This window comes from Amycolatopsis lurida (genome assembly GCF_900105055.1).
Classification (GTDB): domain Bacteria; phylum Actinomycetota; class Actinomycetes; order Mycobacteriales; family Pseudonocardiaceae; genus Amycolatopsis; species Amycolatopsis lurida.
The window spans coordinates 4957587-4982646 of sequence record NZ_FNTA01000004.1; the positions used below are offsets into that span (position 1 = coordinate 4957587).

The 25060-nt window shown below is 69.1% G+C and carries 26 protein-coding genes; 10 read left to right on the forward strand and 16 right to left on the reverse strand.

Annotation, left to right across the window (positions count from 1 at the left end; translation table 11 throughout):
* Positions 1-2 precede the first annotated feature (2 nt).
* Positions 3-377: a YccF domain-containing protein gene (locus BLW75_RS28805; RefSeq protein ID WP_034308373.1), complete on the reverse strand. Its 375-nt coding sequence runs from the start codon at positions 375-377 to the stop codon at positions 3-5.
* The gene (locus tag BLW75_RS28810) at positions 377-1138 is read right to left on the reverse strand and encodes a PhzF family phenazine biosynthesis protein (RefSeq protein WP_034308691.1); all 762 of its coding nucleotides are present in this window, start codon (positions 1136-1138) and stop codon (positions 377-379) included. The genes BLW75_RS28805 and BLW75_RS28810 overlap by 1 nt, the downstream gene beginning before the upstream one ends.
* Positions 1139-1271: 133 nt before the next feature.
* Between BLW75_RS28810 and BLW75_RS28815 the strand changes: the two genes are divergently transcribed.
* Entirely contained in the window at positions 1272-2969 is a 1698-nt protein-coding gene (locus BLW75_RS28815) for an AMP-binding protein (protein ID WP_034308375.1), read from the forward strand.
* Between the two features lie 77 nt (positions 2970-3046).
* Positions 3047-4195, forward strand: coding sequence for a hypothetical protein (locus BLW75_RS28820; protein ID WP_034308377.1), 1149 nt, complete (start codon positions 3047-3049; stop codon positions 4193-4195).
* A gap of 57 nt (positions 4196-4252) precedes the next feature.
* Here BLW75_RS28820 and BLW75_RS28825 read toward each other — a convergent pair whose 3' ends face one another.
* Together BLW75_RS28825 and BLW75_RS28830 are read right to left on the reverse strand one after the other, a co-directional pair.
* Positions 4253-5224, reverse strand: coding sequence for a R2-like ligand-binding oxidase (locus BLW75_RS28825; RefSeq protein WP_034308380.1), 972 nt, complete (start codon positions 5222-5224; stop codon positions 4253-4255).
* 15 nt (positions 5225-5239) lie between these two features.
* Positions 5240-5851, reverse strand: a complete 612-nt coding sequence (locus BLW75_RS28830; protein WP_198935692.1) for a TetR/AcrR family transcriptional regulator — start codon at positions 5849-5851, stop codon at positions 5240-5242.
* Between the two features lie 94 nt (positions 5852-5945).
* On the opposite strand from BLW75_RS28830, the gene BLW75_RS28835 reads away from it, so the two are divergent.
* A complete protein-coding gene (locus BLW75_RS28835) occupies positions 5946-6599 on the forward strand; it encodes an HAD family hydrolase (protein ID WP_034308383.1) in 654 nt (217 codons plus the stop codon).
* On the opposite strand, the gene BLW75_RS28840 is transcribed toward BLW75_RS28835, so the two are convergent.
* A complete protein-coding gene (locus BLW75_RS28840; RefSeq protein ID WP_091598517.1) occupies positions 6535-6780 on the reverse strand; it encodes a hypothetical protein in 246 nt (81 codons plus the stop codon). The genes BLW75_RS28835 and BLW75_RS28840 overlap by 65 nt on opposite strands.
* A gap of 132 nt (positions 6781-6912) precedes the next feature.
* On the opposite strand from BLW75_RS28840, the gene BLW75_RS28845 reads away from it, so the two are divergent.
* Entirely contained in the window at positions 6913-7299 is a 387-nt protein-coding gene (locus tag BLW75_RS28845; RefSeq protein WP_016337551.1) for a cold-shock protein, read from the forward strand.
* Positions 7300-7485: 186 nt separating this feature from the next.
* On the opposite strand, the gene BLW75_RS28850 is transcribed toward BLW75_RS28845, so the two are convergent.
* The 3 genes from BLW75_RS28850 to BLW75_RS28860 are packed head-to-tail and all read right to left on the reverse strand — an operon-like array spanning position 7486 to position 10717.
* Positions 7486-7950, reverse strand: a complete 465-nt coding sequence (locus BLW75_RS28850) for a DUF2771 family protein (RefSeq protein WP_034308387.1) — start codon at positions 7948-7950, stop codon at positions 7486-7488.
* Between the two features lie 28 nt (positions 7951-7978).
* Positions 7979-9901: an MFS transporter gene (locus BLW75_RS28855; protein ID WP_034308390.1), complete on the reverse strand. Its 1923-nt coding sequence runs from the start codon at positions 9899-9901 to the stop codon at positions 7979-7981.
* A gap of 51 nt (positions 9902-9952) precedes the next feature.
* A complete protein-coding gene (locus BLW75_RS28860; RefSeq protein WP_034308392.1) occupies positions 9953-10717 on the reverse strand; it encodes a glutaminyl-peptide cyclotransferase in 765 nt (254 codons plus the stop codon).
* A 49-nt stretch (positions 10718-10766) separates the two neighbouring features.
* Here BLW75_RS28860 and BLW75_RS28865 point away from each other — a divergent pair, with 49 nt between their 5' ends.
* Positions 10767-11705: a DUF3027 domain-containing protein gene (locus BLW75_RS28865; protein WP_034308394.1), complete on the forward strand. Its 939-nt coding sequence runs from the start codon at positions 10767-10769 to the stop codon at positions 11703-11705.
* Positions 11695-14502, forward strand: a complete 2808-nt coding sequence (locus BLW75_RS28870; RefSeq protein ID WP_034308397.1) for a sacsin N-terminal ATP-binding-like domain-containing protein — start codon at positions 11695-11697, stop codon at positions 14500-14502. The genes BLW75_RS28865 and BLW75_RS28870 overlap by 11 nt, the downstream gene beginning before the upstream one ends.
* Before the next feature lie 74 nt (positions 14503-14576).
* Here the strand turns inward: BLW75_RS28870 and BLW75_RS28875 are convergent, their stop codons facing one another.
* Positions 14577-14804: a DUF2530 domain-containing protein gene (locus BLW75_RS28875; protein ID WP_034308400.1), complete on the reverse strand. Its 228-nt coding sequence runs from the start codon at positions 14802-14804 to the stop codon at positions 14577-14579.
* Between the two features lie 80 nt (positions 14805-14884).
* On the opposite strand from BLW75_RS28875, the gene BLW75_RS28880 reads away from it, so the two are divergent.
* The 4 genes from BLW75_RS28880 to BLW75_RS28895 all read left to right on the forward strand — a co-directional run bounded on the left by BLW75_RS28880 (position 14885) and on the right by BLW75_RS28895 (position 18642).
* On the forward strand, positions 14885-16342 hold the full coding sequence (locus BLW75_RS28880; protein ID WP_034308403.1) for an NCS2 family permease: 1458 nt from the start codon (positions 14885-14887) through the stop codon (positions 16340-16342).
* A gap of 67 nt (positions 16343-16409) precedes the next feature.
* Positions 16410-16841, forward strand: a complete 432-nt coding sequence (locus BLW75_RS28885) for a MarR family winged helix-turn-helix transcriptional regulator (protein WP_016337543.1) — start codon at positions 16410-16412, stop codon at positions 16839-16841.
* Positions 16842-16948: 107 nt separating this feature from the next.
* On the forward strand, positions 16949-18208 hold the full coding sequence (locus tag BLW75_RS28890; RefSeq protein WP_034308406.1) for an MFS transporter: 1260 nt from the start codon (positions 16949-16951) through the stop codon (positions 18206-18208).
* On the forward strand, positions 18205-18642 hold the full coding sequence (locus BLW75_RS28895; protein WP_034308409.1) for a hypothetical protein: 438 nt from the start codon (positions 18205-18207) through the stop codon (positions 18640-18642). The genes BLW75_RS28890 and BLW75_RS28895 overlap by 4 nt, the downstream gene beginning before the upstream one ends.
* On the opposite strand, the gene BLW75_RS43630 is transcribed toward BLW75_RS28895, so the two are convergent.
* The 7 genes from BLW75_RS43630 to BLW75_RS28925 form a co-directional block, all read right to left on the reverse strand.
* Positions 18639-19124 carry a hypothetical protein gene (locus BLW75_RS43630; RefSeq protein WP_241783429.1) on the reverse strand — a complete coding sequence of 162 codons (486 nt, stop codon included), beginning with the start codon at positions 19122-19124 and terminating at the stop codon, positions 18639-18641. The two genes, BLW75_RS28895 and BLW75_RS43630, sit on opposite strands and share 4 nt — an antisense overlap.
* 44 nt (positions 19125-19168) lie before the next feature.
* Positions 19169-19654, reverse strand: a complete 486-nt coding sequence (locus tag BLW75_RS43635) for a hypothetical protein (protein WP_241783431.1) — start codon at positions 19652-19654, stop codon at positions 19169-19171.
* Between the two features lie 164 nt (positions 19655-19818).
* Positions 19819-20658 carry an SDR family NAD(P)-dependent oxidoreductase gene (locus tag BLW75_RS28905; protein WP_034308412.1) on the reverse strand — a complete coding sequence of 280 codons (840 nt, stop codon included), beginning with the start codon at positions 20656-20658 and terminating at the stop codon, positions 19819-19821.
* Between the two features lie 218 nt (positions 20659-20876).
* Complete coding sequence (locus tag BLW75_RS28910) at positions 20877-21626, reverse strand: arylamine N-acetyltransferase family protein (protein WP_034308415.1); 750 nt, start codon at positions 21624-21626, stop codon at positions 20877-20879.
* Between the two features lie 92 nt (positions 21627-21718).
* On the reverse strand, positions 21719-22342 hold the full coding sequence (locus BLW75_RS28915; protein WP_016337537.1) for a superoxide dismutase: 624 nt from the start codon (positions 22340-22342) through the stop codon (positions 21719-21721).
* Between the two features lie 198 nt (positions 22343-22540).
* Positions 22541-24400: a serine hydrolase domain-containing protein gene (locus BLW75_RS28920; protein WP_091598520.1), complete on the reverse strand. Its 1860-nt coding sequence runs from the start codon at positions 24398-24400 to the stop codon at positions 22541-22543.
* Between the two features lie 93 nt (positions 24401-24493).
* Entirely contained in the window at positions 24494-25006 is a 513-nt protein-coding gene (locus BLW75_RS28925; RefSeq protein WP_034308417.1) for a hypothetical protein, read from the reverse strand.
* Between the last annotated feature and the right edge of the window lie 54 nt (positions 25007-25060).

Sequence of the window (25060 nt, forward strand, 5' to 3'; positions counted from 1 at the left end):
TCTCACGGCAACTCCACGATCTCCTTGCCGAGCGGCATCAGCGAGACCGGGATCATCTTGAAGTTCGCCACGCCGAGCGGGATCCCGATGATCGTGACGCACAGCGCGACCCCGGTCAGCACATGCCCGATCGCGAGCCACAGCCCGGCGAAGAGGAACCAGATGACGTTGCCGATCGTCGACGCCGCCCCGGCGTCGCGCCGGTCCACCACGGTGCGGCCGAACGGCCAGAGCGCGTAGGCCGCGATCCGGAACGACGCCAGCCCGAACGGGATGGTGACGATCAGGATGCAGCAGATGACGCCGGCGACGACGTAGCCGAGCGCCATCCACAGGCCGCACAGCACGAGCCAGATGACGTTCAGGATCAGGCGCATCAGACGTGCAACTCCCCGCTGGCCACGGTGACCGCCTGCCCGGAAAGCAGGACGCGATCGCCTTCGAGGTTCATCCGCACGATGCCACCGCGAGCCGAAGCCTGTTCGCCGACGAGCTCGACCCGGCCGAGGCGAGCGGCCCAGTACGGCGCGAGGACACAGTGCGCCGAGCCGGTGACCGGGTCCTCGTCGATACCGACGCCCGGCGCGAAGAACCGGGTGACGAAGTCGATCCCGGCCACGTCACCCGGTGCGGTGACCATCAGCCGTCCGTTCCAGTGCGCGCGCAGCGCGGCGAGGTCCGGGGCGAGCGAGCGCACCACGGACGCGTCGTCCACGACCGCGAACAGGTTGTGCTTACTGCGCCCGACGTACTCGAAGGAGACGCCCGGCAGGATCGACGACAGATCGTCGTCCGATTCGCGGGGCGGATCCGACGGGAAGTCCATCGACACCCAGCCGTCTTCGGCGCGGCAGCGCAACTCGCCGCTTTTCGTCGTGAAGGTCTGTTCGCCACCGAGGACGTGCGTGGTCGCCAGCGTCGCGTGCCCGCACAGGTCGACTTCGGTCTCCGGCGTGAACCAGCGAAGTGACTTCGGGCCTTCGCCACCGACCTCGACGAAGGCCGTCTCGGCGTGCTTCAACTCGGCGGCGACGGACTGCATCCAGCCCGCGTCGCCCGGCGAGTCCAGCAGCACCACGCCGGCGGAGTTACCGGCGAAGGCGTCGGAGGTGAAGGCGTCGACGATGTAGAGGCGCATGTCTTCGACGATATCGGCCGCCGCCGGACCCGGCCTCCGGGTTTCCCCCGAGGTGGTCTCCACTTGCAGGTGGCCGCCGTCACGCCGCGTTCCTAGACTCGACGCGTCGATACCGCCGAACGCAGGAGTCTCCATGCCCGACGCCCCCGCAGTACCGGCTTCGAGGCACGCCTTCCCGCCGAGAACCCCTCAGCGCAGCTACACATCGGGAATCTCGGACACCCCGCTGCTGGGGGACACCATCGGGGACAACTTCGACCGCACGGTCGCCGCCTTCGGTGACCGGGACGCGCTCGTCGACCGCGCCGCCGGGAAACGCTGGACCTACACCGAACTCGCCGCCGAGGTGGACGCGCTCGCGCTGGGCCTGCTCGACCTCGGGATCGCCAAGGGCGACCGCGTCGGCATCTGGTCGCCGAACCGGTGGGAGTGGACCTGTGTCCAGTACGCCACCGCGAAGATCGGCGCGATCCTGGTCAACATCAACCCGGCGTACCGCTCGCACGAACTCGAGTACGTGCTGAACCAGGCCGGGATCAAGCTCATCGTGGCCGCGAAGTCGTTCAAGACCTCGGACTACGCGGGCATGATCGCCGAAGCGGGACCGAAATGCCCGGCGCTGGACCATGTCGTGCTGCTCGAAAGCGCGGAGTGGACGTCGCTGCTGGAGAACGGACGCGACGCGGATCCGGCGCGGCTCGCCGAGCGCCAGGGGGAGCTGTCCGCGGACGACCCGATCAACATCCAGTACACCTCCGGCACCACGGGTTTCCCCAAGGGCGCCACGCTGAGCCACCACAACATCCTCAACAACGGTTACTTCGTCGGCGAACTCTGCAACTACACCGAAGCCGACAAGATCTGCATCCCCGTGCCCTTCTACCACTGCTTCGGCATGGTGATGGGCAATCTCGCGGCGACCTCCCACGGCGCGTGCATGGTCATCCCGGCGCCCGCGTTCGAGCCGAAGGCCACGCTCGAAGCCGTCGCAGCCGAGAAATGCACGTCGCTGTACGGCGTTCCGACGATGTTCATCGCCGAACTGGCCGACCCGGACTTCACTTCCCACGACCTGTCCTCGCTGCGCACCGGCATCATGGCCGGCTCGCCGTGCCCGGTCGAGGTGATGAAGCAGGTCATCCACCGGATGGGGATGGCGGAGGTGTCGATCTGCTACGGCATGACCGAGACGTCGCCGGTGTCCACGCAGACGCGCGCGGACGATTCGGTGGAGCGGCGGGTGTCGACGGTCGGACGGGTCGGGCCGCATCTGGAGGTCAAGGTCGTCGATCCGGAGACCGGGCTGACCGTGCCGCGCGGCGAACCCGGCGAACTCTGCACCCGCGGGTACTCGGTGATGCTCGGATACTGGGAGCAGGCAGACAAGACGGCCGAGGCGATCGACACGGCGCGGTGGATGCACACCGGCGACCTCGCGATCATGGACGCCGACGGGTACGTCAACATCACCGGCCGGATCAAGGACATGGTCATCCGTGGCGGTGAAAACCTGTACCCGCGCGAGATCGAGGAGTTCCTCTACACCCATCCGGACATCCTCGACGCGCAGGTCATCGGCGTCCCCGACGAGAAGTACGGCGAGGAACTGATGGCGTGGGTCCGCATGCGCGAGGGCGCGGAGCCGCTGACGGCCGAAGCCGTGCGGGAGTTCTGCGAAGGGAAGCTGGCGCGCTACAAGATCCCGCGTTACGTCCACGTCGTCGACGAGTTCCCGATGACGGTCACCGGAAAGGTGCGCAAGGTCGAGATGAGGGCGGAGTCGATCAGCATCCTCGGGCTGGAGAAAGCGGCGGCGACGAAGCACGCCTGACACTTCAGGGCAACCTGTCACACCTCCCGGGCGTGTTCCCTTCGCGGTGGATCCGAACCGCCGCGAAGGGGAGAAAAATGAAACTCAAGCGAAGTGGAAGAGTTCTTGCCCTGGGCGTCTCGCTCGCCATCCTGCCGCTGATCGCGCCCGGAGTGGCCGCGGCCGCTCCCGCGCTCGCCCCGATCGACCTCGGAACCCTGCCAGGGGATCAGTACAGCGAGGTCAACGCGGTCAACGACGGCGGCGTCATGGTCGGCTCCTCGACGCCGCTGGACGGCCAGATCAAGTACCACGCGGCGAAATGGGACGCGCAGGGACGCATCTCCGCGTTGCCGGGCCTCGGCGGTGAACAGAGCAAGGCGACGGACGTCAACCGCGGCGGCGCCGCGGTCGGCTGGGCCCTCAAGGACGCGACCTGGAACCAGACGGCGGTCAAGTGGGCGCCGGACGGCACGGTCACCGCGCTGCCGTACCTGCCCGGCGGGGATCACGCGATCGCGAACGCGATCACCGACGGCGGGGTCATCGTCGGCGCCGGACGGGCCGCGGACGGGAAGCTGCACGCCGTGCGGTGGAATCCGGACGGGACGGTGGTGGACCTCGGCGGCCTGCCCGGCGGGACCTACGCCAACGCGGAATGGATCACCCCGGACGGCAGGACCGTCGCCGGGACGGCTTCCGACGCCGCCGGGAACAACCATGTCGTGCGCTGGAACCTCGCGGGCGCGATCACCGATCTTTCCCCCGGCAATCCGTACAGCACGCCGGAGGACATGAACGACTTCGGCGTGATCGTCGGAAGTGCCGAGCTGAACGGCAACCCCAAACCCGTGCGCTGGGAGCGCGACGGGCGGATGACCTGGCTGGAGTACCCGGAGAGCGGGCCGGCCTGGGCAAAGGCGGTCAACAACGCCGGGGCCGCCGCCGGTGGCGGTTACCTGGTGTTCGGTACGGAGAGCCCGGCGAAGTGGAACCGGGCGGGAACCCGCACGACGCTTTCGACCGAACGCGGACTGGGCTACGACATCGACCGGCTGGGGACGGTCGTGGGCCTGGAGGACAACATCGCGGCGAAGTGGGCCGCCGACGGCACCCGGACGGTGCTCGGCGCTTTGCCAGGCGGTACCTACAGCGTCGCCACCCACATCGCTCCGAACGGGACCATCATCGGCGTGTCCGAGAACGAGAACGGCCGCACGCGCGCCGTCTACTGGCCCGCCGGGTAAGTCCGTGAAGGCCCCCTTCCCTCGGCTCAGCCGAGGGAAGGGGGCCTTCACGCGCGATCAGGCCGCGGTGGTGGTGGCGGCCGCGGCGATCGCCTTCGCGTCTTCTTCGCCGAAAGTCTCTTCGAGGTTCTCCGGCGAATAGTCGAGGTCGATCTGCTCCACCGGCATCCCGCGCGCGGACTCGATCGCGCCGAGACGCCGCTGCGCCCGGTCGGCCGCGTACTGGATGATCTCCTCGGGATCGTTGTCGAACGGGATCTCCTCGAACTGGTCCTGCACCCACTGGATCATGCCCAGCGCGTGGGGAAGCAGTTCGCCCATCCGCTGTTGCACCGCGTCCCACAGCGAGTCGTCCGCGGCGACGTGACGACGGCAGGTGAAGGTGCCCCAGGCCATGTGGCGGCGTTCGTCGTCGCCGATGCGGCGCACCAGTTCCTGCATTCCCGGCAGGATGTCGTGCTGCGTGCAGATCAGCTGCCACGAGTAGTACCCGGTCAGCGCGAGACTGCCTTCGATGACGTGGTTGTAGGTGACGCTCGCACGGATCTGGTTGAGCGGGCTGGGATCGTCCTCCAGCGCGCGCAAGGACTGTGGCAGCTCCTCGTAGAAAAGCTTGCGGTAGTGCGGATTCTCCGCGACGTACGGATGCAGATCCTCGGTCAGCCCGACGGCGTCCATCCAGCGGCGGAACACCTCGGTGTGCTTGGCCTCTTCGAAACAGAACTGCGTCAGGTACATCTCGTCGCCGAAGCGGCCCGTCGCGGACATCGCCCGCATGAACGGCTGGATGTCTTCGGTGACCGCCTCTTCGCCCGCGATGAACTGCGCCACCAGATAGGTCGTCGACCGCTGCTGTTCCGGGTTGAGGGAGTCCCAGCCCTCGCGCTCACGGGAGAAGTCGATGTCGGCGGGGTTCCAGAACTTCTTGTTGCCCTTGACGAACAGCCGCAGCGGGAACGAATCCCAGTTCAGCCCGCCCTTGCGCAGTGAGGAAAAACCGGTCCGCAGTTCGGAGAGCGTATCGGTCATGACGTACCCTTCGTGTCACTCCATTGTGGACGAATCGGTGGTCAGCGCCCGGATCGCGGGCGCCAGCACGGCGACGACGGAGGCCGCCGCCTCGTCGGCCGGATGCGTCGGCATGACGAGATGGGACAGGGAAAGCCGCACGACGGTCTCCGCCAGCAGCGTGGCGGATTCCGGGGAGAGCGACGGCTCGAACTCCCGGTACTGCCTGGCCGCGACCTCGGTGGCCGCGGTCAGGATGGGCTCGCCCTTGGTGGTGAGCAGGGGGAGGAGGTCCTCGCCCGCTTCGGTGCCCAGCGTGGTGGCGACGAGCCGGTTCTCCCGGGCGTGCTCGATCGTGTAGACGACCGCTTCGCGGATCCCGGCGCGCAGGTCCGGCGCGTCCTGCACTCTCAGCCGGATGCCTTCCAGGAACTCCGACGTCGTCCGGAGGACCACGGCCTCGGTGAGCGCGGCCTTGGTGCCGAACTCGTTGTAGACGGTCTGCCTGCTCACCCCGGCGCGAGCGGCGACGTCCGCCATCCGCAAGGCCGCATAGCCGCGTTCGGTGAGCAGCTCGGTGGCCGCGTCGAGCAGCGCCTCCCGCAGAGAGGCCTTGGTCCGATCGGAGAAGCTCGTGATCTCGCCCACATTCCCAGCTTGACACAGATCGCGTCCATGTCAAAGAAGTTGACGGGCGGCCATGCGATGTAAATCGGTCGGTGGTGGCGGCTACCGTGGCCGTATGGGCATCACCGTGGGGTTCGACCTCGACATGACACTGATCGATCCGCGGCCGGGCATGGTCGCGGTGATGAACGCGCTCGGCGTGGAGTCCGGCCTGCCGCTGGACGGCGAATTCTTCGCGGCCAACCTCGGCCCGCCCCTCGACGCCAGCCTGCGGGGCTTCGGGGCGCCGGAGGAGCGGATCCCGGAGCTGGTCACCCGGTTCCGCGCGATGTATCCGGACACGGTCGTGCCCGTGACGGTCGCGCTGCCCGGCGCGGCCGAGGCACTGCACGCGGTCCGCGAGGCGGGCGGGCGCACCGTCGTCGTCACGGGCAAGTACGGGCCCAACGCGAAACTCCACCTGGACGCGCTCGGTTTCGAGGTCGACGTCCTGGTCGGGGAGCTGTGGTCGACGGAGAAGGCCGCCGCGCTCACCGAGCACGGCGTCCGTGTCTACGTCGGCGACCACCTCGGCGACATCCGCGGCGCGCTGGCGGCGGGCGCGGTCCCCATCGGGGTCACGACCGGCCCGTGCACCAAGGACGAGCTGCTCGCGGAAGGGGCCGACGTGGTGTTCGACTCGCTGACCGAGTTCCCCGGCTGGTTCAGCTCTTTCGGCGAGCCTCGCGGATCAGGGCGATCAGCCCGAGGGCGAGCCCCAGCGGAGTGATCACGCCCGCCGCGGCGGACAGCCACACCGGCAGGTTCTCCAGCCCGGCGGCGAACAGCACGAACACCGCCGTGACGGCGAGCATGCCGAGCGCGAACAGGCCGATGCCGACGCGCATGAGGATCGGTTTGCCGGGCTTCCCGGGGACGGCCACAGCGGCCTCCTTTACTGCGGTCTCCATGAAGCAGAGGGTATCCGCCGGTATCCGCTTCTCCACAGGGCATGTGGCGAGATACGCTTATGGGACGCGCGCCCTGGGTACGCCCCCGGGCGCGTTCGTTGTGAGCAGGACAGCAAAGGACTGGTGAGGGAAGTGCCGACCGGCAAGGTCAAGTGGTACGACGCGGAGAAGGGTTTCGGTTTCGTCACCCAGGATGGGGGCGCCGACGTCTACATCCGTAAAGCCGCGCTGCCGCAGGGCGTCGAAGGACTCAAGGCCGGGCAGCGCCTCGAGTTCGGTGTCGCCGACGGCCGCCGCGGCCCGCAAGCGCTCTCCGTCCGGCTGCTGGACCCGCCGCCGTCGGTCGCCGAGGCGCGCCGCCGTCCCGCCGAAGAGCTGCACGGGCTCATCGAGGACATGATCAAGCTGCTCGAGCTCAAGGTGCAGCCGGACCTGCGGCGCAATCGCTACCCGGACCGCAAGAACACGAAGCAGATCGCCGAGATCATGCGTGCCGTCGCCCGGGACCTCGATCCCTGATCGGCGCGCCCTTGTGGCCCAAGCGCGTGAAGGCCCCCTTCCCTCGGCTGAGCCGTGGGAAGGGGGCCTTCACGCGATTCAGCTCAGGGGGGATCCGCGGGTGGTAGCAAAGGTCCCTTGCTCCCTGGAAGTACATGAAGGCCCCCTTCACTGCGCTAGGCGCAATGAAGGGGGCCTTCATGTACTTCAGGCGGCGGGCGGCTCGACCTGCAGCGACCAGATCGCCGTGGTGACCGCCTCGGCGTCCTCCGGACGCCCGGTCTGGCTGATCACCGAAGCCTGCGCGACCTCGACGACGAGAATCTGGTCGTCGGGCCGGGGCGTCGTCACGGTGTAGGCGAACCGGTCCAGCGACGTGATGATGTCCTGCTTGAGTTCCTGCGGCTCGCCCTTGCCGTTCACGTACTGCACCGTGACCTTCCACGGCGTCTCCGCGATCGCGCTCGGTACCGAGATCTGCACCGGCTTCCCCGGCCGGATGCGCAATTTGCCCGCGGCGTCGGGCCGGGTGGTGCACTGCGCGCTCTTGATGTCGCAGGACGCCAGCGGAGCGACGTTCACCGTCTTCCCGTCGGCGAAGAAGGTCACCTCTTCGGGACCGGGGGCCGCACAACCGGCCACCACGAAACCACCCGCCGCGAGTAGGGCCAAAATACGAAGTCGCCGCATACGGTGAAGATTACGAGCCCGGCCGCCACCGGGAGTCACCGGGCTGCGAGGGGATCGGCGATTCGCTGGTCGGCTCCGGGCGCAGCGGCCGGTCGCCGCCGAGGCCCGGGATCAGCGAAGTGCCGCGCCGGACCATGAACGTCTGCGTGAACCCGAAGGCCAGCAGGATCGAAAGCACCAGGAAGCCGATCCAGTACGTCGGCGGCAGAAGCAGGCCGACGGCACCGCCGAAACACCAGGACATCTGCAGTACGGTCTCCGACCGCCCGAACGCCGACGCGCGCGACTCTTCCGGCAGATCCTCCTGGATGACGGCGTCGAGGCTGATCTTCGCCAGCGCGCTCGCGGTCGCGCCGACGAGCGCCACGATCGCCGCCGTCGCCAGCCCCGCCGCCACGGTGGCGATGATCGCGATGCCGAGACAGGCTCCGACACAGGCCAGGATCACCTGATCCGGTTTGCCGAAGTGCAGCCGCGAACCCAGCGCGTTGCCGAGGAAACCGCCCACACCGGCCGCGGCGCCGATGATGCCGAGAAGCAGCAGCTGCTCGAACGGGCTCTGCCCGCTGCCTTCGGCCTGCGCCTTCACCGCGAACGCGGAGAACATCATCAGGAAACCGGTCAGCACGCGGACGGTGCCGTTGCCCCACAGCGAGACGACGATCTGCCGCCCCATCGGCTGCCGCTGCTTCTTGACCCGTCGCTCGGGATGCGCGGACAACGACGCCGGCACCTCGCCCTCGGTCTTCTCGACCCAGGACGGGATGCGCATCGACTGCACCGCGGCGGCGACACAGATCAGCATGGTGAACCACAGCGCGCCCTGCGAGCCCCAGATCGCGTTGACCCCGCTCGCCAGCGCGCCGAACGCGCCGGCGGCGACCAGGCCGAACACGGTCAGCCGCGCGTTCGTCTTCGAAAGGGTGATCTCGGGCGGCAGAACCCGTGGGGTCATGGCGGCCTTGAGCACGGTGAACGACTTCGAGAGCACCATCATGCCCAGCGCCGCCGGGTACAGGAGCCAGTCGTCGAAGTGCAGCGCCATCACGATCGCCATCAGCGCCTGGCCTGCCGAAGACACGCACATCGCGAGCCTGCGGCCGCGCTGGATCTTGTCCAGCGCCGGGCCGATCACCGGGGCGACCAGCGCGAACGGGGCGATCGTGATGAGCAGGTAGAGCGCGACCTTGCCCTTGCTCTCCCCGCTGGTGGCGGCGAAGAACAAGGTGTTGGCCAGCGCGATCGCCATGGCGGCGTCGCTGGCGTAGTTCAGCATCACCGCGTACGTCAGCGACGTCAGGCCCGATTTGTCGGCGCCGTCCGCCTTCGTCGCGCGCTGGAAGGCGCCGACGGCCTGCCCGGTGAGCTGACGGCTGCGCATCGCCGCGACCCGGGTGACCGTGATCTTCTTCGGCATCTTCGGCAGGGAACCCGCGCGTGGCGGGACCGCGGTCGTCGGATGCTCGTGCGGCTGCTCTTGGGCGACCCGCGGCTCACCCGCGTAACCGCCGGTGTCGTAGTGCTCGTACTCACCGCTGCCGGGCGGGTGCTCGTCGTAGAACCCGCCCGGACGACGCCGGACGGGTTCGGTCTGCCGCTGCGAAGGATCCGGATACGGTCTCGCGCCACGGGGCGGGGTCCGAGGCGGAGGCGGCGGGGGTGGCTGGTGGTGCCCCATCGGGATCGCGCTGGTGCGCGCCTCGTCGGCGGTCGGCCCGGCCGGATGCGGCTGGTAGTGGGGTTGGTGCTGCGGACGGGCCGCGGGCGGCACCGGCTGCTGGTCGACGCGGGTCGGCGGCGGCGCGGACCAGTTGCGCGCCTGGGCGGCTCCCGGCTCCGGCGTCCACTTCCGCTTGCTCTTGCGGCCACGCTCCTTGCCCGGCCTGCCGGAAGGCGTGCCGTCGGGTCCAGAGTTCGAGCCGAAGATTCCCACGCTTCAATCCTGCCTTACGCGGGTCTCGCTTCGCGCGTTCACCACTGCTTTCTAGGTGGCCGGGACGAATTTCACGCGGAACATCCTCGGCCAGAGCTTGCCGGTGAGCACGAACTCGTCGGTCCCCGGCACCGCCGCGATGCCGTTGAGGACGTCGGCGGAGCTCCGTTCCCCGGGAGTGAGCAGCCCGGACGCGTCGATCTCGCCGGTGATCCGCCCGGTCGCGGCGTCGATGCGCAGGATCCGGTCGGTCTGCCAGACGTTCGCGTACACGGATCCCCCGACGCATTCCAGCTCGTTCAGCTGGTCACGGCCCACCTCGACGCCGCCCGTCGGCGCGAAGGTCACGGGGTCGCGGAAGGTCAGCTTCGACGAGCCGTCGCTCATCACCAGCTGCCCGTCTCGGTGACACAGCCCCCAGCCTTCGCCGGTGTACGTCACGCGCCTCAGCTCGGCCAGCGTCTTGGCGTCGCGTTCGATCGCGACGCCGTCCTTCCAAGTGATCTGCCAGGCCGTCGGCCCCAGCACGGTGATGCCCTCGCCGAACAGGCCGGGCAGGTCCTGCCGGGCCGACGGCGCCGCGCCCGCGGGCCCGGCCCGCATCGACGACTTGCCGACCAGACCGGTTCCCTCGTACAGGGTCTCGCCGGAGAACTCGAGGCCCTGGGTGAAGGCGGCCGGGTCGTGGGGCAGCGTCGAGACCACCCGCACCTCGAGCTTCTCGGGCGCGGGCGGGGCGGCGTCGCTCACCGGCGCGGCGGCGCAGCCACCGAGGACGGCGGCCAGCAGGAGCGACAGGGTCATCAGCGTGCGCACGCGGACAGCCTGACACGGACCGCGATATCGCGTGCGGCAGAATGGGGGCATGACCCTGCTGTTGACCCTGGACGACGGCTCCATCCAGCGCAAACTCGCCGAGGCGGTCGATCTCGCCCGTGCGGCGGTGCTGGAGGACGCCGGTGCCGAACAGGTCGGCGCGCACGTCGGCGTGGACCGGGAGGACGCGGTTTCCGCGAGCCACCTGTTCGAGGCGACCGTGTCGGGTTATCGGGGCTGGCGCTGGTCGGTCACGGTCGCGCTCGCCGGCGAGGAAGAGCCGATCACGGTCAGCGAGGTCGTGCTGATCCCCGGTCCGGAAGCGCGTGTCGCCCCGGCGTGGGTGCCGTGGGATCGCCGCGTCCAGGCGGGCGACCTCGGTGTCGGCGACATCTTCCCGGTGGAGAAGGACGACCCGCGGCTCGTCCCGGCGTACCTGGAGTCCGACGACCCCGCGGTCGAAGCGGCCGCCATGGAGGCCGGTCTCGGGCGGGTCCACGTGCTGTCCCGGCACGGCAGGCTCGACGCCGCCGCCCGCTGGCACAGCGGCGAGTTCGGCCCGCGGTCGGACATGGCGCGCAGCGCGCCGGACGTCTGCGGGAGCTGCGGGTTCTTCGTGCCGCTCGCCGGGTCGCTCAGCGCGGCCTTCGGCGCGTGCACCAACGACATCTCCCCGGCGGACGGGCACGTCGTCGACGTCGAGTACGGCTGCGGCGCGCATTCCGAGATCGAGGTCGAGGTGACCTCGTCCGTGCCGGTGGCGGAACTGGTCTACGACGACTCGCTGATCGACTTCGAGCCCGAGCCGGAGACCTCCGCCGAGCCGGAGCCCGAGCCCGCCGAGGCCACGGTCGTCGACGAGTCCGAGGCCCCGGTGGCCGAGACGCCGGAGACCGCCGAGGTCCAGCCGGAGGTCGAGCCGGAGGCCGCCGTGCAGGAGACCGGCGACGAAGCACAGGTCGAGGCCGAAAGCGCCAGTGAGCACTGACCCGTTCGGCACCGAGCGGCTCCGCGCCGCCGTCCTGCGGGCGTGGGCGGATTCGCCGACGAGGTTCACCGAGGACACGAACACCGAGAACGACCTGCGGGTCGGCGGCTATCGTGACCGGCTGTTCGTCGAGCTGGCGCAGAACGCCGCGGATGCCGCCCTTGCCGCCGGTGAACGCGGCACGCTCCGGGTGTCCGTTGTGGACGGTGAGCTGAGGTTCGCCAATACGGGCGCGCCCTTGGACGCCCGCGGTGTCGAATCGCTTGCCTCCCTTCGCGCTTCCGGCAAGGGGGAGGAGACCGTCGGCCGCTTCGGCGTCGGGTTCGCCGCCGTGCTCACGGTTTCCGCCGAGCCGAGGATCGTTTCGGTGACCGGTGGCGTCGCCTTCTCCGCGGAACGCACGCGGGCCGAAGCCGGCCGCACCGGTGACGTTCCGGTGCTCCGGCTTCCGTGGCCCGTCGCCGAAGCCGAACCTCCCGTGCCCGAAGGCTTCAGCACCGAGGTCCGGCTTCCGCTGCGCGAGGGCGTCGACGGCCAGGCCCTGCTGGCGGAGCTGAAGAACGACATCGGTGATCTTCTGCTCACCCTGTCCTGGATCGAAAGCATCGAGGTCGAGGGCGGTGTCTGGCGCCGATCCGAGCTGGGCGACGGGGTCGTCGAGCTCGTGTCGCCGGACGGTTCCGAGCACTGGCAGGTCCATCGCGGTGACGTCGTCTGGGCCGTCCCGCTGGACGGTTCCGGTTCGCCCCGGCCGCTCGGCGAAGACGTCCTGCACGCGCCGACCCCGACCGATGACGAGCTTTCCCTGCCTGCCAGGCTCATCGCGACATTGCCGATCGAGCCGTCCCGCCGCCGCGCGCTGCCGGGTCCGGAGCTGACGGCGGCGCTGAAGAACGCCGCGCGGGAGTACGTCGAACTCGTCCGTTCCTTGCCGGGCATGGAACGTCTGGCGCTCGTACCCGGCGCGGGCTTCCCGCGTTCCACTGTGGACGGAACGCTGCGAGAGGCCATCCTCGAGAATCTCGCCGACTCGCCCTGGCTTCCCGCGCAATCGGGTGACGACTTGCCGGGGCGTCGGGCGCGTGTCCTGTCGGTGGACGTGCCGGGGCTGGCGCCGTTGCTGGCGGACCTCGTGCCCGGGCTGACTTCACTGTCCGGTGTGGACCTTCGCGCCGTCGGCGCGCAGTCGCTTTCGCCCGCCGAGGCCATCGATCTGCTGACCGGGGCGCAGCGCGAGCCCTCGTGGTGGCGTTCGCTCTACGACGTGCTGCTCCCGGCGCTCGAAGCGCACGACCTGACCAAGGACGATCTCGGCGCGTTGCCGGTGCCGATGTCGGACGGCCGTACCTTGCCGGGCGTTCGCGACGCACTGCTCGTCGGCGGCTCGGCGGAACTGCTCGAACTTCTGTCCGATGTGGACATCATCGGCCTGCGACTCGTGCACCCGGCCGCGGCGCATCCGTTGCTGGAACGCTTGGGAGCCAAGCACGCCGAGGCGGGTGACCTGCTCGAAGCCGACGCGCTGAGCGCCGCCGTCGAACGCAGCGTCGAAGACGTCCGGTCCGGTTTGGACGGTATGGCCCTCGCGGGCGCGGTGCTCCGCCTGATCGCCGAGGTCGGCGACGAGGCCCCCGATTGGGCGGGTGCGCTGGCCCTGCCGAGCGAGGACGGCTGGCGGCGCGCGGACGAACTCGTCCTGCCCGCGTCGCCGCTGGGCGACATCTTCGATCCCGAGGTGTTCGAAGAAGACGGCGCCTTGTCGGTACTGGACGAGGAATTCGCCGAGGATTGGCCGGTGGCCACGCTCGTCGCGGTCGGCGTCCTGGACTCCTTCGCGATCATCACCGACGACGAACCGCTGGAACCCGAGCACGGTCTGCCCGACGAGCACGACTGGTGGGATTCCCTGGAGCGTCCGCCGTCGCGGGTGCTGGCCGTGCGCGATCTCGATCTCGTCGCCGACGACGCCTGGCCGGAGGCGCTGCGGTTGCTCGCGGCGCGTCCCGAAACCTGGCGTGCCCTCACCGAACCCGGCGGGCACACCGGCTGGTGGCTCGCGCGGTACGCGCTCCTGGACGGGCACGCGCCGCTCGATTGGCGGATGCCGGAGGCGTCCGCGCTGGCCGGGCTTTACGACGTCGTCCCGGATTCGGGGCTGAGCAAGGAGATCCTGCTCGCCGCCGGGGTTCGGACGGAGTTGGGGACGGACGCCGAAGACGTCGAAGATCTCTTGGAGCGGCTGGGTGATCCCGAGCGCACGGTGAGTCCTGGACTCGCTTCCCGGGCACACGCGGCCCTCGCGGAGTACACAGTGGACGTTGCCGCGCCGGATCGCGTCCGCGCCGCGGACGGCTCGGCCGTCGACGCTCGCGACGCCGTCGTGCTCGACGTGCCGTGGTTCGCGGCCGTGCTGGCGCCGGAGCGGATGGTCGTCGCGGCGAGCGGTGCCGCCGCACTGGCGGAACTGCTGGACCTGCCGGTGGCGAGCGGTCTCGACGCCAAGGTCACCGAAGACGGCGAGTTCGTGCCGTGGACGAAGCTGTCCGCGCTCCGGCTGGCCGCCGATCAGCTGGGCGTCGAACTGCCCGAGGGCGGGGTGCTGCTGCACGAGGCGCTGACGGTGACCTTCGAGGACGCGGAGCACGAGGTCGCCTGGTGGTCCGACGGCAGGCTGCACGCCGCCGACACCCTTGAAGGCCTCGGCCGGGCCTTCGCCTGGGCCACCGACCGTTGGGCCGACCGGCACGTCCTGACGGCCCTGCTCGACGACCCCTCGCCTTCCGCCCTCCTGAACTGACGCAATTCGTCATCTACTTGCGATGGGTGCGGAGCGCACACGTCGCAAGTAGATGACGAATTGCGGGGGTGGGGCTAGAGGTCCTGGGCGCCCTTCGAGCCCCGGCGGGCGGCGGCGCGCTGCCACGCGATGATCGCGAGACCGATGAAGCCGAGCACGAGGCCGGAGAACGCGGTCTGCACCCAGATGCCGTCGGTCACAAAGAACAGGACCACGGTCGCGACCGCCCAGAGCGAGGTACCTACGATCACGACCGGCGTCAGGTCGGTCAGCCGCTTCGGCAGTTCCGGCGTTGGCCGCAATGAACCGTTTACTTCCCCGGAATTGATCGATTCGCCCACGTGGGGAAGGGTACCCGGCAACGGGCGAAGGGTGGTAAGCGATGGCGGAGCAGCGCACCCGGTCCACACTGGACCGGTTCTTCAAGATCAGCGAGCGCGGCTCGACACCGGGGCGGGAGATCCGCGGCGGGGTCGTCACCTTCTTCACGATGGCCTACATCGTGGTCCTGAACCCGCTGATCCTCGGCAGCTTCTCCGCCGACGACGCGGGCGCGCACAAGGACGTCCTCGGCAACATCCTCCCTGTCCCCCAGGTCGCCGCGGTCACCGCGCTGGTCGCCGGAGTGCTGACCATCGTCATGGGGCTGGTCGCGAACTACCCGTTCGCCATCGCCACCGGCCTCGGCATCAACAGCCTGATCGCGGTCACCTTCGCCTCCCAGATGAGCTGGCCCGAGGCGATGGGCCTGGTGGTGATCGAGGGCCTGGTCATCGTCCTGCTGGTCTTCGCCGGTATCCGGACGGCGGTGTTCAACGCCGTGCCGCCGCCGCTGAAATCCGCGATCGCGGTCGGCATCGGCCTGTTCATCTGCCTGATCGGCCTGGTCGACGCCGGCTTCGTCCGCCGCGTCCCGGACGACGCGAAGACCACCGTGCCGGTCGGGCTGGGCATCAACGGTTCGATCGCGTCGTGGCCGACGCTGGTGTTCGTCGTCGGCCTGCTCATCACCGGCATCCTGGTGGCGAAGCGGGTCAAGGGCGCGATCCTGATCGGTGTCCTCGCCTCGACCGTGCTGGCGATCGTCATCGAGGCGATCACCAAGGTCGGCCCGTCGAAGGGCGTCAACCCGCAGGGCTGGAACCTCGGCTACCCGGCGCTGCCCGATCAGGTCCTCGGCGTGCCGGACCTCTCGCTGCTCGGTGACATCTCCTTCGGCGCCTGGACGCGACTGCCGATCATCACCGTCGTGCTGCTGGTGTTCACCCTGGTGCTGGCGGACTTCTTCGACACCATGGGCTCGATGACCGGCCTGGCGAAGGAGGGCGGCCTCCTCCCGCCGGACGGCAAACTTCCGAATGTCGGCAAGGCGCTGTTCGTCGACGGCACCGCCGCGGTGGCGGGAGGGTTCGCGTCTTCGAGTTCGAACACCGTGTTCGTCGAATCCGCGTCCGGCATCGCCGAGGGCGCCAGGACCGGGCTCGCTAACGTCGTCACCGGGGTGCTCTTCATCGCGGCCATGTTCCTGACCCCGCTCTATCAGGTCGTCCCGGTCGAGGCCGCCGCGCCGGCGCTGGTCGTCGTCGGCGCGCTGATGATGAGCCAGGTCAAGGAGATCGACTTCGCCGACTTCACCGTCGCGCTGCCCGCGTTCCTGACCATCGTGGTCATGCCGTTCACCTACTCGATCGCGAACGGCATCGGCGCCGGCTTCGTCAGCTACGTCGTCATCCGCGCGGTCACCGGCAAGGCCAAGGGTGTGCACCCGCTGATGTGGGGTATCGCGGTGATGTTCGTGGCCTACTTCGCGGTCGGCCCCATCCAAGCCGCGTTCAGCTGACCAGCGGTTATGTCAGCCGTGGGCGATCTCACGGGCCGATGATCCGATCGTGAGGTAAGCTAACTATATGTCCGGAGACACGCACGAGCGCTCACTGGCGAGCCGCCTGCGTCTCGCGGTGGTGCGGCTGAATCGGCGGCTGCGGGCCCAGCGTGCCGGTGACGGCATCTCGCTGACCCAGGTGTCCGCGTTGTCGACGCTGCACAAATGCGGTGCGCTGACCCCCGGTCAGCTCGCCGCGAAGGAAGGCGTCCAGCCGCCCTCGATGACGAGGGTGATCGCCGCGCTCGAGGAGATGGGTTACGTCGAGCGCAGGCCGCATCCGACGGACGGCCGCCAGGCCATCGTCGAGTTGTCCGACCGCGGCCGGGCCTACGTGATCGAACAGATCACCGCGCGGGAGATCTGGCTGGACAAGCAATTGGCGGAGTTGAGCGCCGAAGAACGTGAAGTGCTCTCTCGCGCCTCCGAGATCATCGACAGGATGGCGGGGAACTAACAGCGGTGACGACCACGGGTAACGAAACACAGTGTCCTTCCAAGAACACCGTTACCCGGGAACCCGCTCCACCACCGCCTCCCGCGCCCGAGAAGCCGCGCGGGAGCATGTTCTCCTCGCTGAAGGTCCGTAACTACCGGCTCTTCTTCACCGGCCAGGTCATCTCGAACATCGGCACCTGGATGCAGCGCATCGCGCAGGACTGGCTGGTGTTCACCCTCAGCGGCAACGACCCGATCGCGCTCGGCATCGCGGTCGCCCTGCAGTTCCTGCCGACGCTGTTCCTCTCGTTGTGGGCCGGGGTGCTCGCCGACCGCGTCGACAAGCGGCGGCTGCTGATCGGCATCCAGATCGCCGTGCTGGCGCAGGCGGTCGTCCTCGGCGCGCTCGATCTGAGCGGGATCGCGGCGCTCTGGCACGTCTACCTGCTCTGTTTCACCCTCGGCGTGACGGCGTCGCTGGAAGTGCCCGCGCGGCAGTCGTTCGTCGCCGAGATGGTCGGCAGGGACAAGGTCACCAACGCCGTCGCGCTCAACTCCTCGATCTTCAACATGGCCCGGATCGTCGGCCCGGCCATCGCGGGTTTCGCGATCACCTGGGTCGGCACCGGCTGGCTGTTCATGGCGAACGCGGTGAGCACGGGCGCCGTCATCGCCGCGCTGGTGATGATGAACCCGGACAAGCTGTTCCGCGGCCCGGCCATCCCGCGCGAGAAGGGGCAGCTCGTCGAGGGGCTGCGGTACGTGCGGCGGCGCAGCGACCTGATGACCGTGATGGTGCTGGTGTTCTTCGTGAGCACGTTCGGCATCACGTACTTCACGTCGCTGCCGATCGTCGCCGCGAACGTCTTCCACACCAACGCCGATGGCTACGGCCTGCTGTCGACACTGGTCGCCGTCGGCACCTTCACCGGCGCGCTGATGTCGGCCCGCCGCAACACCCGCGGTGGTCCGCGCGTGCGGCTACTGCTGATCTCCGCGTTCCTGCTCGGCGCGTTCGAGGTGATCACCGCTTTCATGCCGACCTACCTGACCTTCGGCCTCGCGCTGATTCCGCTCGGCTTCGCCACGATCACCTTCCTGAACACGGCGAACGCGCTGGTGCAGACCGCGGTCAGCCCGGAGATGCGCGGCCGCGTGATGGGCCTGTACGTGCTGGTGCTCATCGGCGGCAACCCCATCGGCGGCCCGATGACCGGCTGGATGGCCGACGCCTTCGGCGGCCGCTCGCCGTTCTACATCGGCGGCGCGGTCTCGGCGCTCGCCGCGATAGCCTGTGCCGTCGTGCTGATTCGGCGTGGCGGGGTGAGCCTGCCGGTGCGGCGATTCGGGAACGGTCTGCGGGTGCTGAAGCGGGAGCGGGTGTGAACAGACTCGGCGTCGAACCGTCGGTGACTCGGTGGACCGACGGCGAGGCCCGGTTCCTCGATTGGACGATCGACGGCGTCGCGCTGCGCACCATGGTTCCCTCGCAGCAGCAGACACCGTTGTTCCTGGACGACGCTGTGTGGCGCGAGGCCGCTGTCGAGACGCTTCGCCGTCTGCTGGGCGAACTGCCGGGTGATTTCGACGACGGCCGGGTGGCGCTGCTGGTGTGCCCGGCGTGCGGTGACCTCGGCTGTGGCGCGTACAGCGTCGAGGTCGTGTTCGGCGACGACGTGGTCGAGTGGCGGGCCCTCGGTTGGCAAACCGACTACGAGCCGTTCGACGGCCTGGACGAGGACGGGTTCACCGGGGCGAGGTTCGACCGGAAGGCGTACGAGACGTTGCTCGGCGACCTGCTGTCGAACTACCGGGTCTAACGGCCGAGCAGCGGCGGCACCATCTTCTCGGCGAGTGCCACGAGATCGCCGGTGCCCTTGAACTTGAGCGTCTGCCCGGCCGGATCATCGGTGAGCTGCACGAAGACGCCTCGTCCGTCGACTTGGGCGGGCAGCCCCGCGATCGTCGTGGTCGGAGCGACGACGGAGGACAGTTCGCTGTAGTCCGCGGTCACTCCGTTCAGCTCGCACGCGGCGAAGAAGGTCGGCTTCGCGTTGTCGGCGGGCACACCGAGCGCGCGGCCGAGTTCTCCGCACAACAGCCACGAAATCACCGGAAGCGGCCGGTCCTTGATCGGGCCCGGTTCGGTCTTCTCCAGGGCGATCTCGCCGTCCTCGCCGATTTTCGGCAACTTCGGCCCCGGCGGTGTCACGCCGGCGATCAGCGCTTCGGCGAGCGCCCTCGCCTTCTTCTCGGTTTCGGGGCTGTCGACGATCCTGCCGCGGAGCGAAACGTGCAGCACCGGCGTGGCGCCGTTGCGCGGCGCGACCTCGACGAGTTCGACGCTCAGGCTGGTGCCGTCCTTGTCCGTGGCGATGACCGCGAGCTTGCCGGCGACCGTGGTCTTCGTGGGCAGGCCCTGGCTCGTGTCCTCGGGCAGCGCGGGGCCATCTGGGCGCTGACGTCGAGTTTCGTGGTGACCGCGTGACAGGACCGGCCCGCCTCGCGGAGCGTGCGGTCGCCGAGGATCTCCTCCCAGCGCTGCTCCGGGATCGCTTGGCACAGCACCTGCGCACTGGTTTCGGCCGTCAGCGCGGCGATCATCTCGCCCGTCGGCATCAGGACCGGGCGAAGCGCCTGTCCGGACTTGGAGGGCCAGACTTCGGGGAGCTCCGCCTCGGTACCGGTGTCGTCCCGGTTCAGCAGGGTGATCGCGACGGCGATACCCACCCCGAACAGCAGCAGGACACTGACCAGCGCGCAGCCCGCCCAGATCCACATCGGACGGTCGGTTCTGCGCGCGATGGCGCGGTAATCGTTCGGGGTGGCCACGGGGTGAAGCTAGCCCGTCAGGCGCCGCCTGTCCGGCGAAACGCCCACCCGATGGGCGGATCCGCGGAGTGGGCCGGGCTGCCTCGCGTCTATGAAGGATTTGGGACGCTCAACGTCCCAAATCCTTCATAGACGACCACTGCGCCAGTCGCCTTCGCGCAACTTCACCGCCACCTCGCCGAGGGAGGCGGCTCCAGCGCCTCCCGCAGCTCCCCGCCCACGGCGTCCGCGATGTCTTCGACCGTCCAGATGCCCCGCTCCAGCACGGGTTCCTTGATCGCGGTCTGCCGGAGAACGCACAGGATGTCGCCGCGGAACCGGAGGATCTGCCCGGTGACGCCCGCCGACAGGTCGCTGAGCAGGTAGGTCACCAGCGGCGCCACCCGTTCCGGGGTGTGCTGCGGCGTCTGGACGACGGTCGGGTCGTTCCGGGCCATCCGCGTCCAGGCCACCGGCGCGACGGCGTTGACCCGGATGCCGTGTTCGGCCAGGTCGGCCGCCCAGGAGGCGGTCATGGAGGCGACTGCGCCTTTCGACGCCGAGTACGCGGCCGCGCGCCGCTGGCCGATCATCGAGCCGGACCCGACGTTCACGATCACGCCGCCGCCCTGTTCGCGCAGCACTTTCGCCGCCGCGGTCCCGCAGAACAGCGGGCCGAGCACGTTGACCTCGACCACTTCGCGCATCCGCGCCGGGTCGTCCGCCCACGGGTCGGCCCGGTAGTTGACGCCGGCGTTGTTGACCAGGCCGTCGAGCCTCCCGAATTCGGCGACGCATCGGTCGATCAGCCCGGCGGCCAGCGCCGCGTCGGCGACCGAGCCCTCATGGGACACGGCCAGCCCGCCCAGATCGCGGATCTCGCTCGCGACCTCGTCCGCGAGCCCCGCTTCGACGTCGTTCACCACGACCGACGCGCCCTGTGCGGCCGCGTGGTGGGCGAAAGCCCTGCCCAGACCCTGCCCGGAGCCGGTGACCACCACGGCTTTACCGCTCAGAAGACTCATGGGGACAAGTGTGCCGTCACCCGGAAGGGTGAGATCGGCATCTCTCGGCCGAACCCCTTGTCGGGGTAGATGAGGTTAGGCTAACCTCATACATGTCCGCTTCGTGGTGGGAGCGGCAGTCAGTTCGGGAACGGACGAAGCCCCGCAACCGGGTCACCCCCGCAGGCGGGGCTTCGTTCATTCCGGAGGGTTCATGGTCGATGACCGCGCCGATTCGGTCAAGGCACCCGGTCGAGTTCGATCCCGAACTCCTTCCGGTAGGCGTCCAGGATCTCCTGATCACCCGAAAGCCGGGTCTCCTCGCGGACGCCGTGGGTGGTGACGATCAGCTTGTCACGCGCCAGCGTGACCCGGCCGTGCTTAGCCGGCAGCGAGCAGGTCGGCCCCCGCGTGAAAGGCGACTCCGGTGACGTCGACTGCCAGAACGCCGTCGGGACGAACTCGTCCAGGTCCCGCGGCCGTCGCTCGATCCGGTACTGGGGAGCACCGTCGAGCAAGACGTCGATGTCGCCGTGGGGTGCGTCGAGGAACAGGAACTCGCCCTCCGGGTCGGCCTGCGCCTCGGTGGCGGACAGCCGCAGCGGGAACCGGCTGAACCGGCCGAAGCCGACGTCGGCCAGCCACGGTTCATCCAGCTCGACCTGGACGACCGCGTGATCGAACGGCGGCCCGAGGGTGCCGTCCGGCCGGAACACCTTCGCCGGCCTCAACCCGGCGTCGAACCCCAGCTCCTGGAGCAAGGCGGCGAAGAGCCCGTTCAGCTCGTAACAGAAGCCACCACGGCGCCGGAGCACGATCTTGTCGAACAGCGCCTCGGTGCCCAGGACGATCGGTTCGCCGAGGTGGATGCTCAGGTTCTCGAACGGGACCACCGCGAGGTGGCGTTCCTGCAGCGTCCGCAGCGCGGCGACGTCCGCGGTGGCGGGACGGTCGAGCCCGAGTCGGTCGAGGTATGCGGCGACGTCCATGAGTCCACTTTGGCACCTCGACTTCGCTGGAGGTCAAGGAATGAAAAACGGGGCCCTCCGTGAAGGAGAGCCCCGTTTTGTGGCGAGAAGAGTCAGCCGAGCAGCAGGCCGTTGCCACCGGCGACGGCGTTGTCGAACCGCTTGGAGATCTCGGCCCAGTTGAAGATGTTCCAGAGCGCCTTGACGTAGTCCGGCTTCACGTTCTTGTAGTCCAGGTAGAACGCGTGCTCCCACACGTCGACCAGCAGGATCGGCGTGGTCGGCAGGACCAGGTTGTTGTGGTGGTCACGCAGCTGCTGGGTGATCAGCGTCTTGCCGATCGGGTCCCAGGAGAGCGCGGCCCAGCCGTTGCCCTGGATCGTGGTGGCGACCGCGGTGAACTGCGCCTTGAACTTGTCGAAGGAGCCGAACGCCTCGTCGATCGCGGAGGCCAGCTCGCCGGTCGGCTTGTCGCCGCCTTCCGGGGAGAGGATCTTCCACCACACGACGTGGTTGGCGTGCCCGGCGAGGTGGAACGCCAGCGTGGTCTGCAGGCCGACGATGTCGCCGAAGTTGCCGGCCTCGCGGGCCTCGGCGATCTTGTCGAGCGTGTCGTTCGCGCCCTTGACGTAGGTCGCGTGGTGCTTGCTGTGGTGCAGCTCGTTGATCTCGCCCGAGATGTGCGGCGCCAGAGCGCTGTAGTCATAGTCGAGATCGGGGAGCACGTAGCGGGCCATCGGCCCTCCTTCTGTCTTCGACACAAGTTTCCAAGGACGAACTTAGTCGTCTTCACCCGTTTGCGGCGACCGGGGGCGCCGCGTTTCTCCCCAGGTGGAACGACCCGTTCGTAGCGGCTGTACCCGGTGGGGCCACCGCCTGAAACCCACCCTGCTAGCTCCAGTTAGCTGGAGGTCAAGGCGATGTGACGGCAGTCATCAAGCGAGGTAGGGCAGCCCGACCAGGTGATAGGAGGTGATCACCCCGAGGAAGGCCACCAGGGCCACGGAAACCACCGTGTAGGTGATCCTGGCGGGGGTGGTCCACCAGCGGCGGAGCCACGCGAGCGCCGTGCAGACGACGGCCGCGCCGGTCAGGAGCAGGACGACGTTCGGCAGGAGCAGCGTGACGCTCAGCAAGGGGGAGTGCCCGGAGGTCAGTGCGACGGCCGCGGCGCTCAGATCGCTCATGAGGAGGGCGAAACCGCCTGTGAACAGCAGGACCGCGAGGGCCGCGGACCAGGCGGCGACGGTCGCGAACCGGGCGCCCGACGGGTTCCGCTCACGGCCTCGCCGGACGAACGCGCGGATCGGCCACCACGCCAGCGCGCCCAGCAGGAGCAGCAGCGCGATACCGAGGATCAGCAAGTGTGTGGAGGACGCTTCGAGCCACGACGTGCGCTGGTAGGAGGAGTTCGGGTCGTCACCCGCGAACAGCAGCATCTCCCCGCCGGACTCGCGGAACGCGAGCCGCTCACCCGCCGCGTCGGTGAACAACCCGGGCTCCGTCTGTGTCCATCGCCGGGTTCCTTCGCCGAGGCCGGACGTCGTCAGCACGCCGTCGCCATCGGCGGTCACTGTGACGCCGCCCGCGAGCGCACGCACCTTCGTGAAGCTGTCGTAGTCCAACCGGGTGTTGGTGTAGCTGCCTTCGAACCGCGAGACATCACCCGCGAGGGTCACGGGCGCGGGAACGGGAGCGGCGGGCTGGAGCCGCTCGACGAAGGCCCTGAGCACCTCGGCGGTCACCGCGGCGGCGTCGCCGGAGAACGCGCCGCCGTTGAACGCCAGGTACACGCCGGTGTTCTTCTCGGGGATCAGTTCCAGCACGCTGAAGAACCCCGGTGAGTCGCCGGTCTTCTCCACCATGCGCAGGCCGTTCAGATACCGCTCGGAGAAGCCGAACCCCATCGCGGGCAGCCGCCGGTCGTTGCGGAACCGCGCGCCGTGCAGCTGGTCGAGCAAGGAGCGGCTGAACACGCCGGGCACGAGGTTCGCGGACAGATAGCGGCCCATGTCGGCCGGAGTGGCGACGTTCCCGTCACCGGCGGGCGGTTCGGGGCCGAAGTTGGCGGGCGGGACGACCTGTGCGGCACCGTCCCAGCGGTACCCGCTCGCCAACGGGACGTCCGGGGTGGGCTGCGCGACGCTGCTGTCCTTCATCCCCGCCGGTTCGAAGATGTGCTGCCGCACGTAGTCCGAATAGGACTGTTCGGACGCGAGTTCCACGAGATGCCCGGCCAGCGCGAAGCCGTAGTTCGAGTAGATCGCGACGTCGCCGGGCGGGCGGACGCGGGTGGGCATCTCGTTCGCGAGGTGCTCGGCGAGCGAAGGGAGTTTCTCGTCCCGCGGCGTGAACATCCGGTACACGCGGTCCTCGAAACCCGCGGTGTGGGTCAGCAGGGAGAACAGGGTGACCGGACGACCGGGGAAGGTTTCGGGGATCTTGAACGATTTCAGGTAAGTGTTGACGTCGGCGTCCAGCGCGAGCTTGCCCTGTTCGACCAGCTGCATCGCGGCGGTCGCGGCGATCGACTTGCCGACGGAGTTGATCAGGAATCCGGTGCGCTCGGGGTCCACCTTGGCCTGGGTGTCCACTGAGGACACTCCGTAACCCTTCGAGAACACGGTCTTCCCGCCTTCGACGACCACCACGGCGGCACCGGGGATGTGATGCTCGGCAAGGCTCCGCGGAAGTATCTCGTCGAAGACGCCGGCGGGTGTCGCGGCTTGGGCGGCGGGGGCACTCAGGACCGTCGCGAAGGTCAGCAGGGCGGCGGTGGCCGCGATCCGGAACATACCCCGAAAGTTAGGGATTTCCCCGGGGAGAAGGGATCCGGCGGGCCGCCGATCGCGGGGTGGGGCCTGCCCTACCCCGCGACCGGCCCGCCATCAGGAGAAGGAGACCGGGATGAAGACGTCCGCGTTCCGGTCGTTCGAGGCGAAGTGATCGCGACGCGAGATGATCGCGCAGGTCACCGAGGGGTTCGAGCAGTCGAGACCGGAGTTGACCTCGGCGATCCGGATCCGCGTGGTGAAGGTGCCGTTCGAGGCGATCGGCGAGGTGCCGCCCGGGAAGTTGGTGACCCAGGCGGACGGGCCGACACCGGTGCCGCCCTGGCCGTCGCCGCCCGCGCAGGGGCTCGGTTTGGTGCCGTAGCTGTAGTCCTCCGGAACGGCGCACAGCGCGACGTAGTAGCCCTCGGTGGAGCTGAAACCGCTGCCCGTGACCGTGATGGTCTCCCCGGCGGCGGCGAGACCGGTGGCGTTGGAGGCGGAGAGGGTCTTGCCGTTATGGGTCGCACTGCCCGGCGCGGCCGACGCCGGGGCCGCGAGCGCGGTGACGGCCGCGGTCGCGGCGGTCGTGACCAGTGCGGCGCGGAGCAGGACCGATCTCTTCGACATGAAGGTTCCCTTCGATCACAAGCAGGTTACAGCCTTAGGTGAGGCTTACCTATC

Bases quoted from the DNA above. Each gene is read 5' to 3' on its own strand.
- BLW75_RS28805 (WP_034308373.1), bottom strand. From the start codon at position 377: ATGCGCCTGATCCTGAACGTCATCTGGCTCGTGCTGTGCGGCCTGTGG.
- BLW75_RS28810 (WP_034308691.1), bottom strand. From the start codon at position 1,138: ATGCGCCTCTACATCGTCGACGCCTTCACCTCCGACGCCTTCGCCGGT.
- BLW75_RS28815 (WP_034308375.1), top strand. From the start codon at position 1,272: ATGCCCGACGCCCCCGCAGTACCGGCTTCGAGGCACGCCTTCCCGCCG.
- BLW75_RS28820 (WP_034308377.1), top strand. From the start codon at position 3,047: ATGAAACTCAAGCGAAGTGGAAGAGTTCTTGCCCTGGGCGTCTCGCTC.
- BLW75_RS28825 (WP_034308380.1), bottom strand. From the start codon at position 5,224: ATGACCGATACGCTCTCCGAACTGCGGACCGGTTTTTCCTCACTGCGC.
- BLW75_RS28835 (WP_034308383.1), top strand. From the start codon at position 5,946: ATGGGCATCACCGTGGGGTTCGACCTCGACATGACACTGATCGATCCG.
- BLW75_RS28840 (WP_091598517.1), bottom strand. From the start codon at position 6,780: ATGGAGACCGCAGTAAAGGAGGCCGCTGTGGCCGTCCCCGGGAAGCCC.
- BLW75_RS28865 (WP_034308394.1), top strand. From the start codon at position 10,767: ATGACCCTGCTGTTGACCCTGGACGACGGCTCCATCCAGCGCAAACTC.
- BLW75_RS28880 (WP_034308403.1), top strand. From the start codon at position 14,885: ATGGCGGAGCAGCGCACCCGGTCCACACTGGACCGGTTCTTCAAGATC.
- BLW75_RS28885 (WP_016337543.1), top strand. From the start codon at position 16,410: ATGTCCGGAGACACGCACGAGCGCTCACTGGCGAGCCGCCTGCGTCTC.
- BLW75_RS28890 (WP_034308406.1), top strand. From the start codon at position 16,949: ATGTTCTCCTCGCTGAAGGTCCGTAACTACCGGCTCTTCTTCACCGGC.
- BLW75_RS28905 (WP_034308412.1), bottom strand. From the start codon at position 20,658: ATGAGTCTTCTGAGCGGTAAAGCCGTGGTGGTCACCGGCTCCGGGCAG.
- BLW75_RS28910 (WP_034308415.1), bottom strand. From the start codon at position 21,626: ATGGACGTCGCCGCATACCTCGACCGACTCGGGCTCGACCGTCCCGCC.
- BLW75_RS28915 (WP_016337537.1), bottom strand. From the start codon at position 22,342: ATGGCCCGCTACGTGCTCCCCGATCTCGACTATGACTACAGCGCTCTG.
- BLW75_RS28920 (WP_091598520.1), bottom strand. From the start codon at position 24,400: ATGTTCCGGATCGCGGCCACCGCCGCCCTGCTGACCTTCGCGACGGTC.
- BLW75_RS28925 (WP_034308417.1), bottom strand. From the start codon at position 25,006: ATGTCGAAGAGATCGGTCCTGCTCCGCGCCGCACTGGTCACGACCGCC.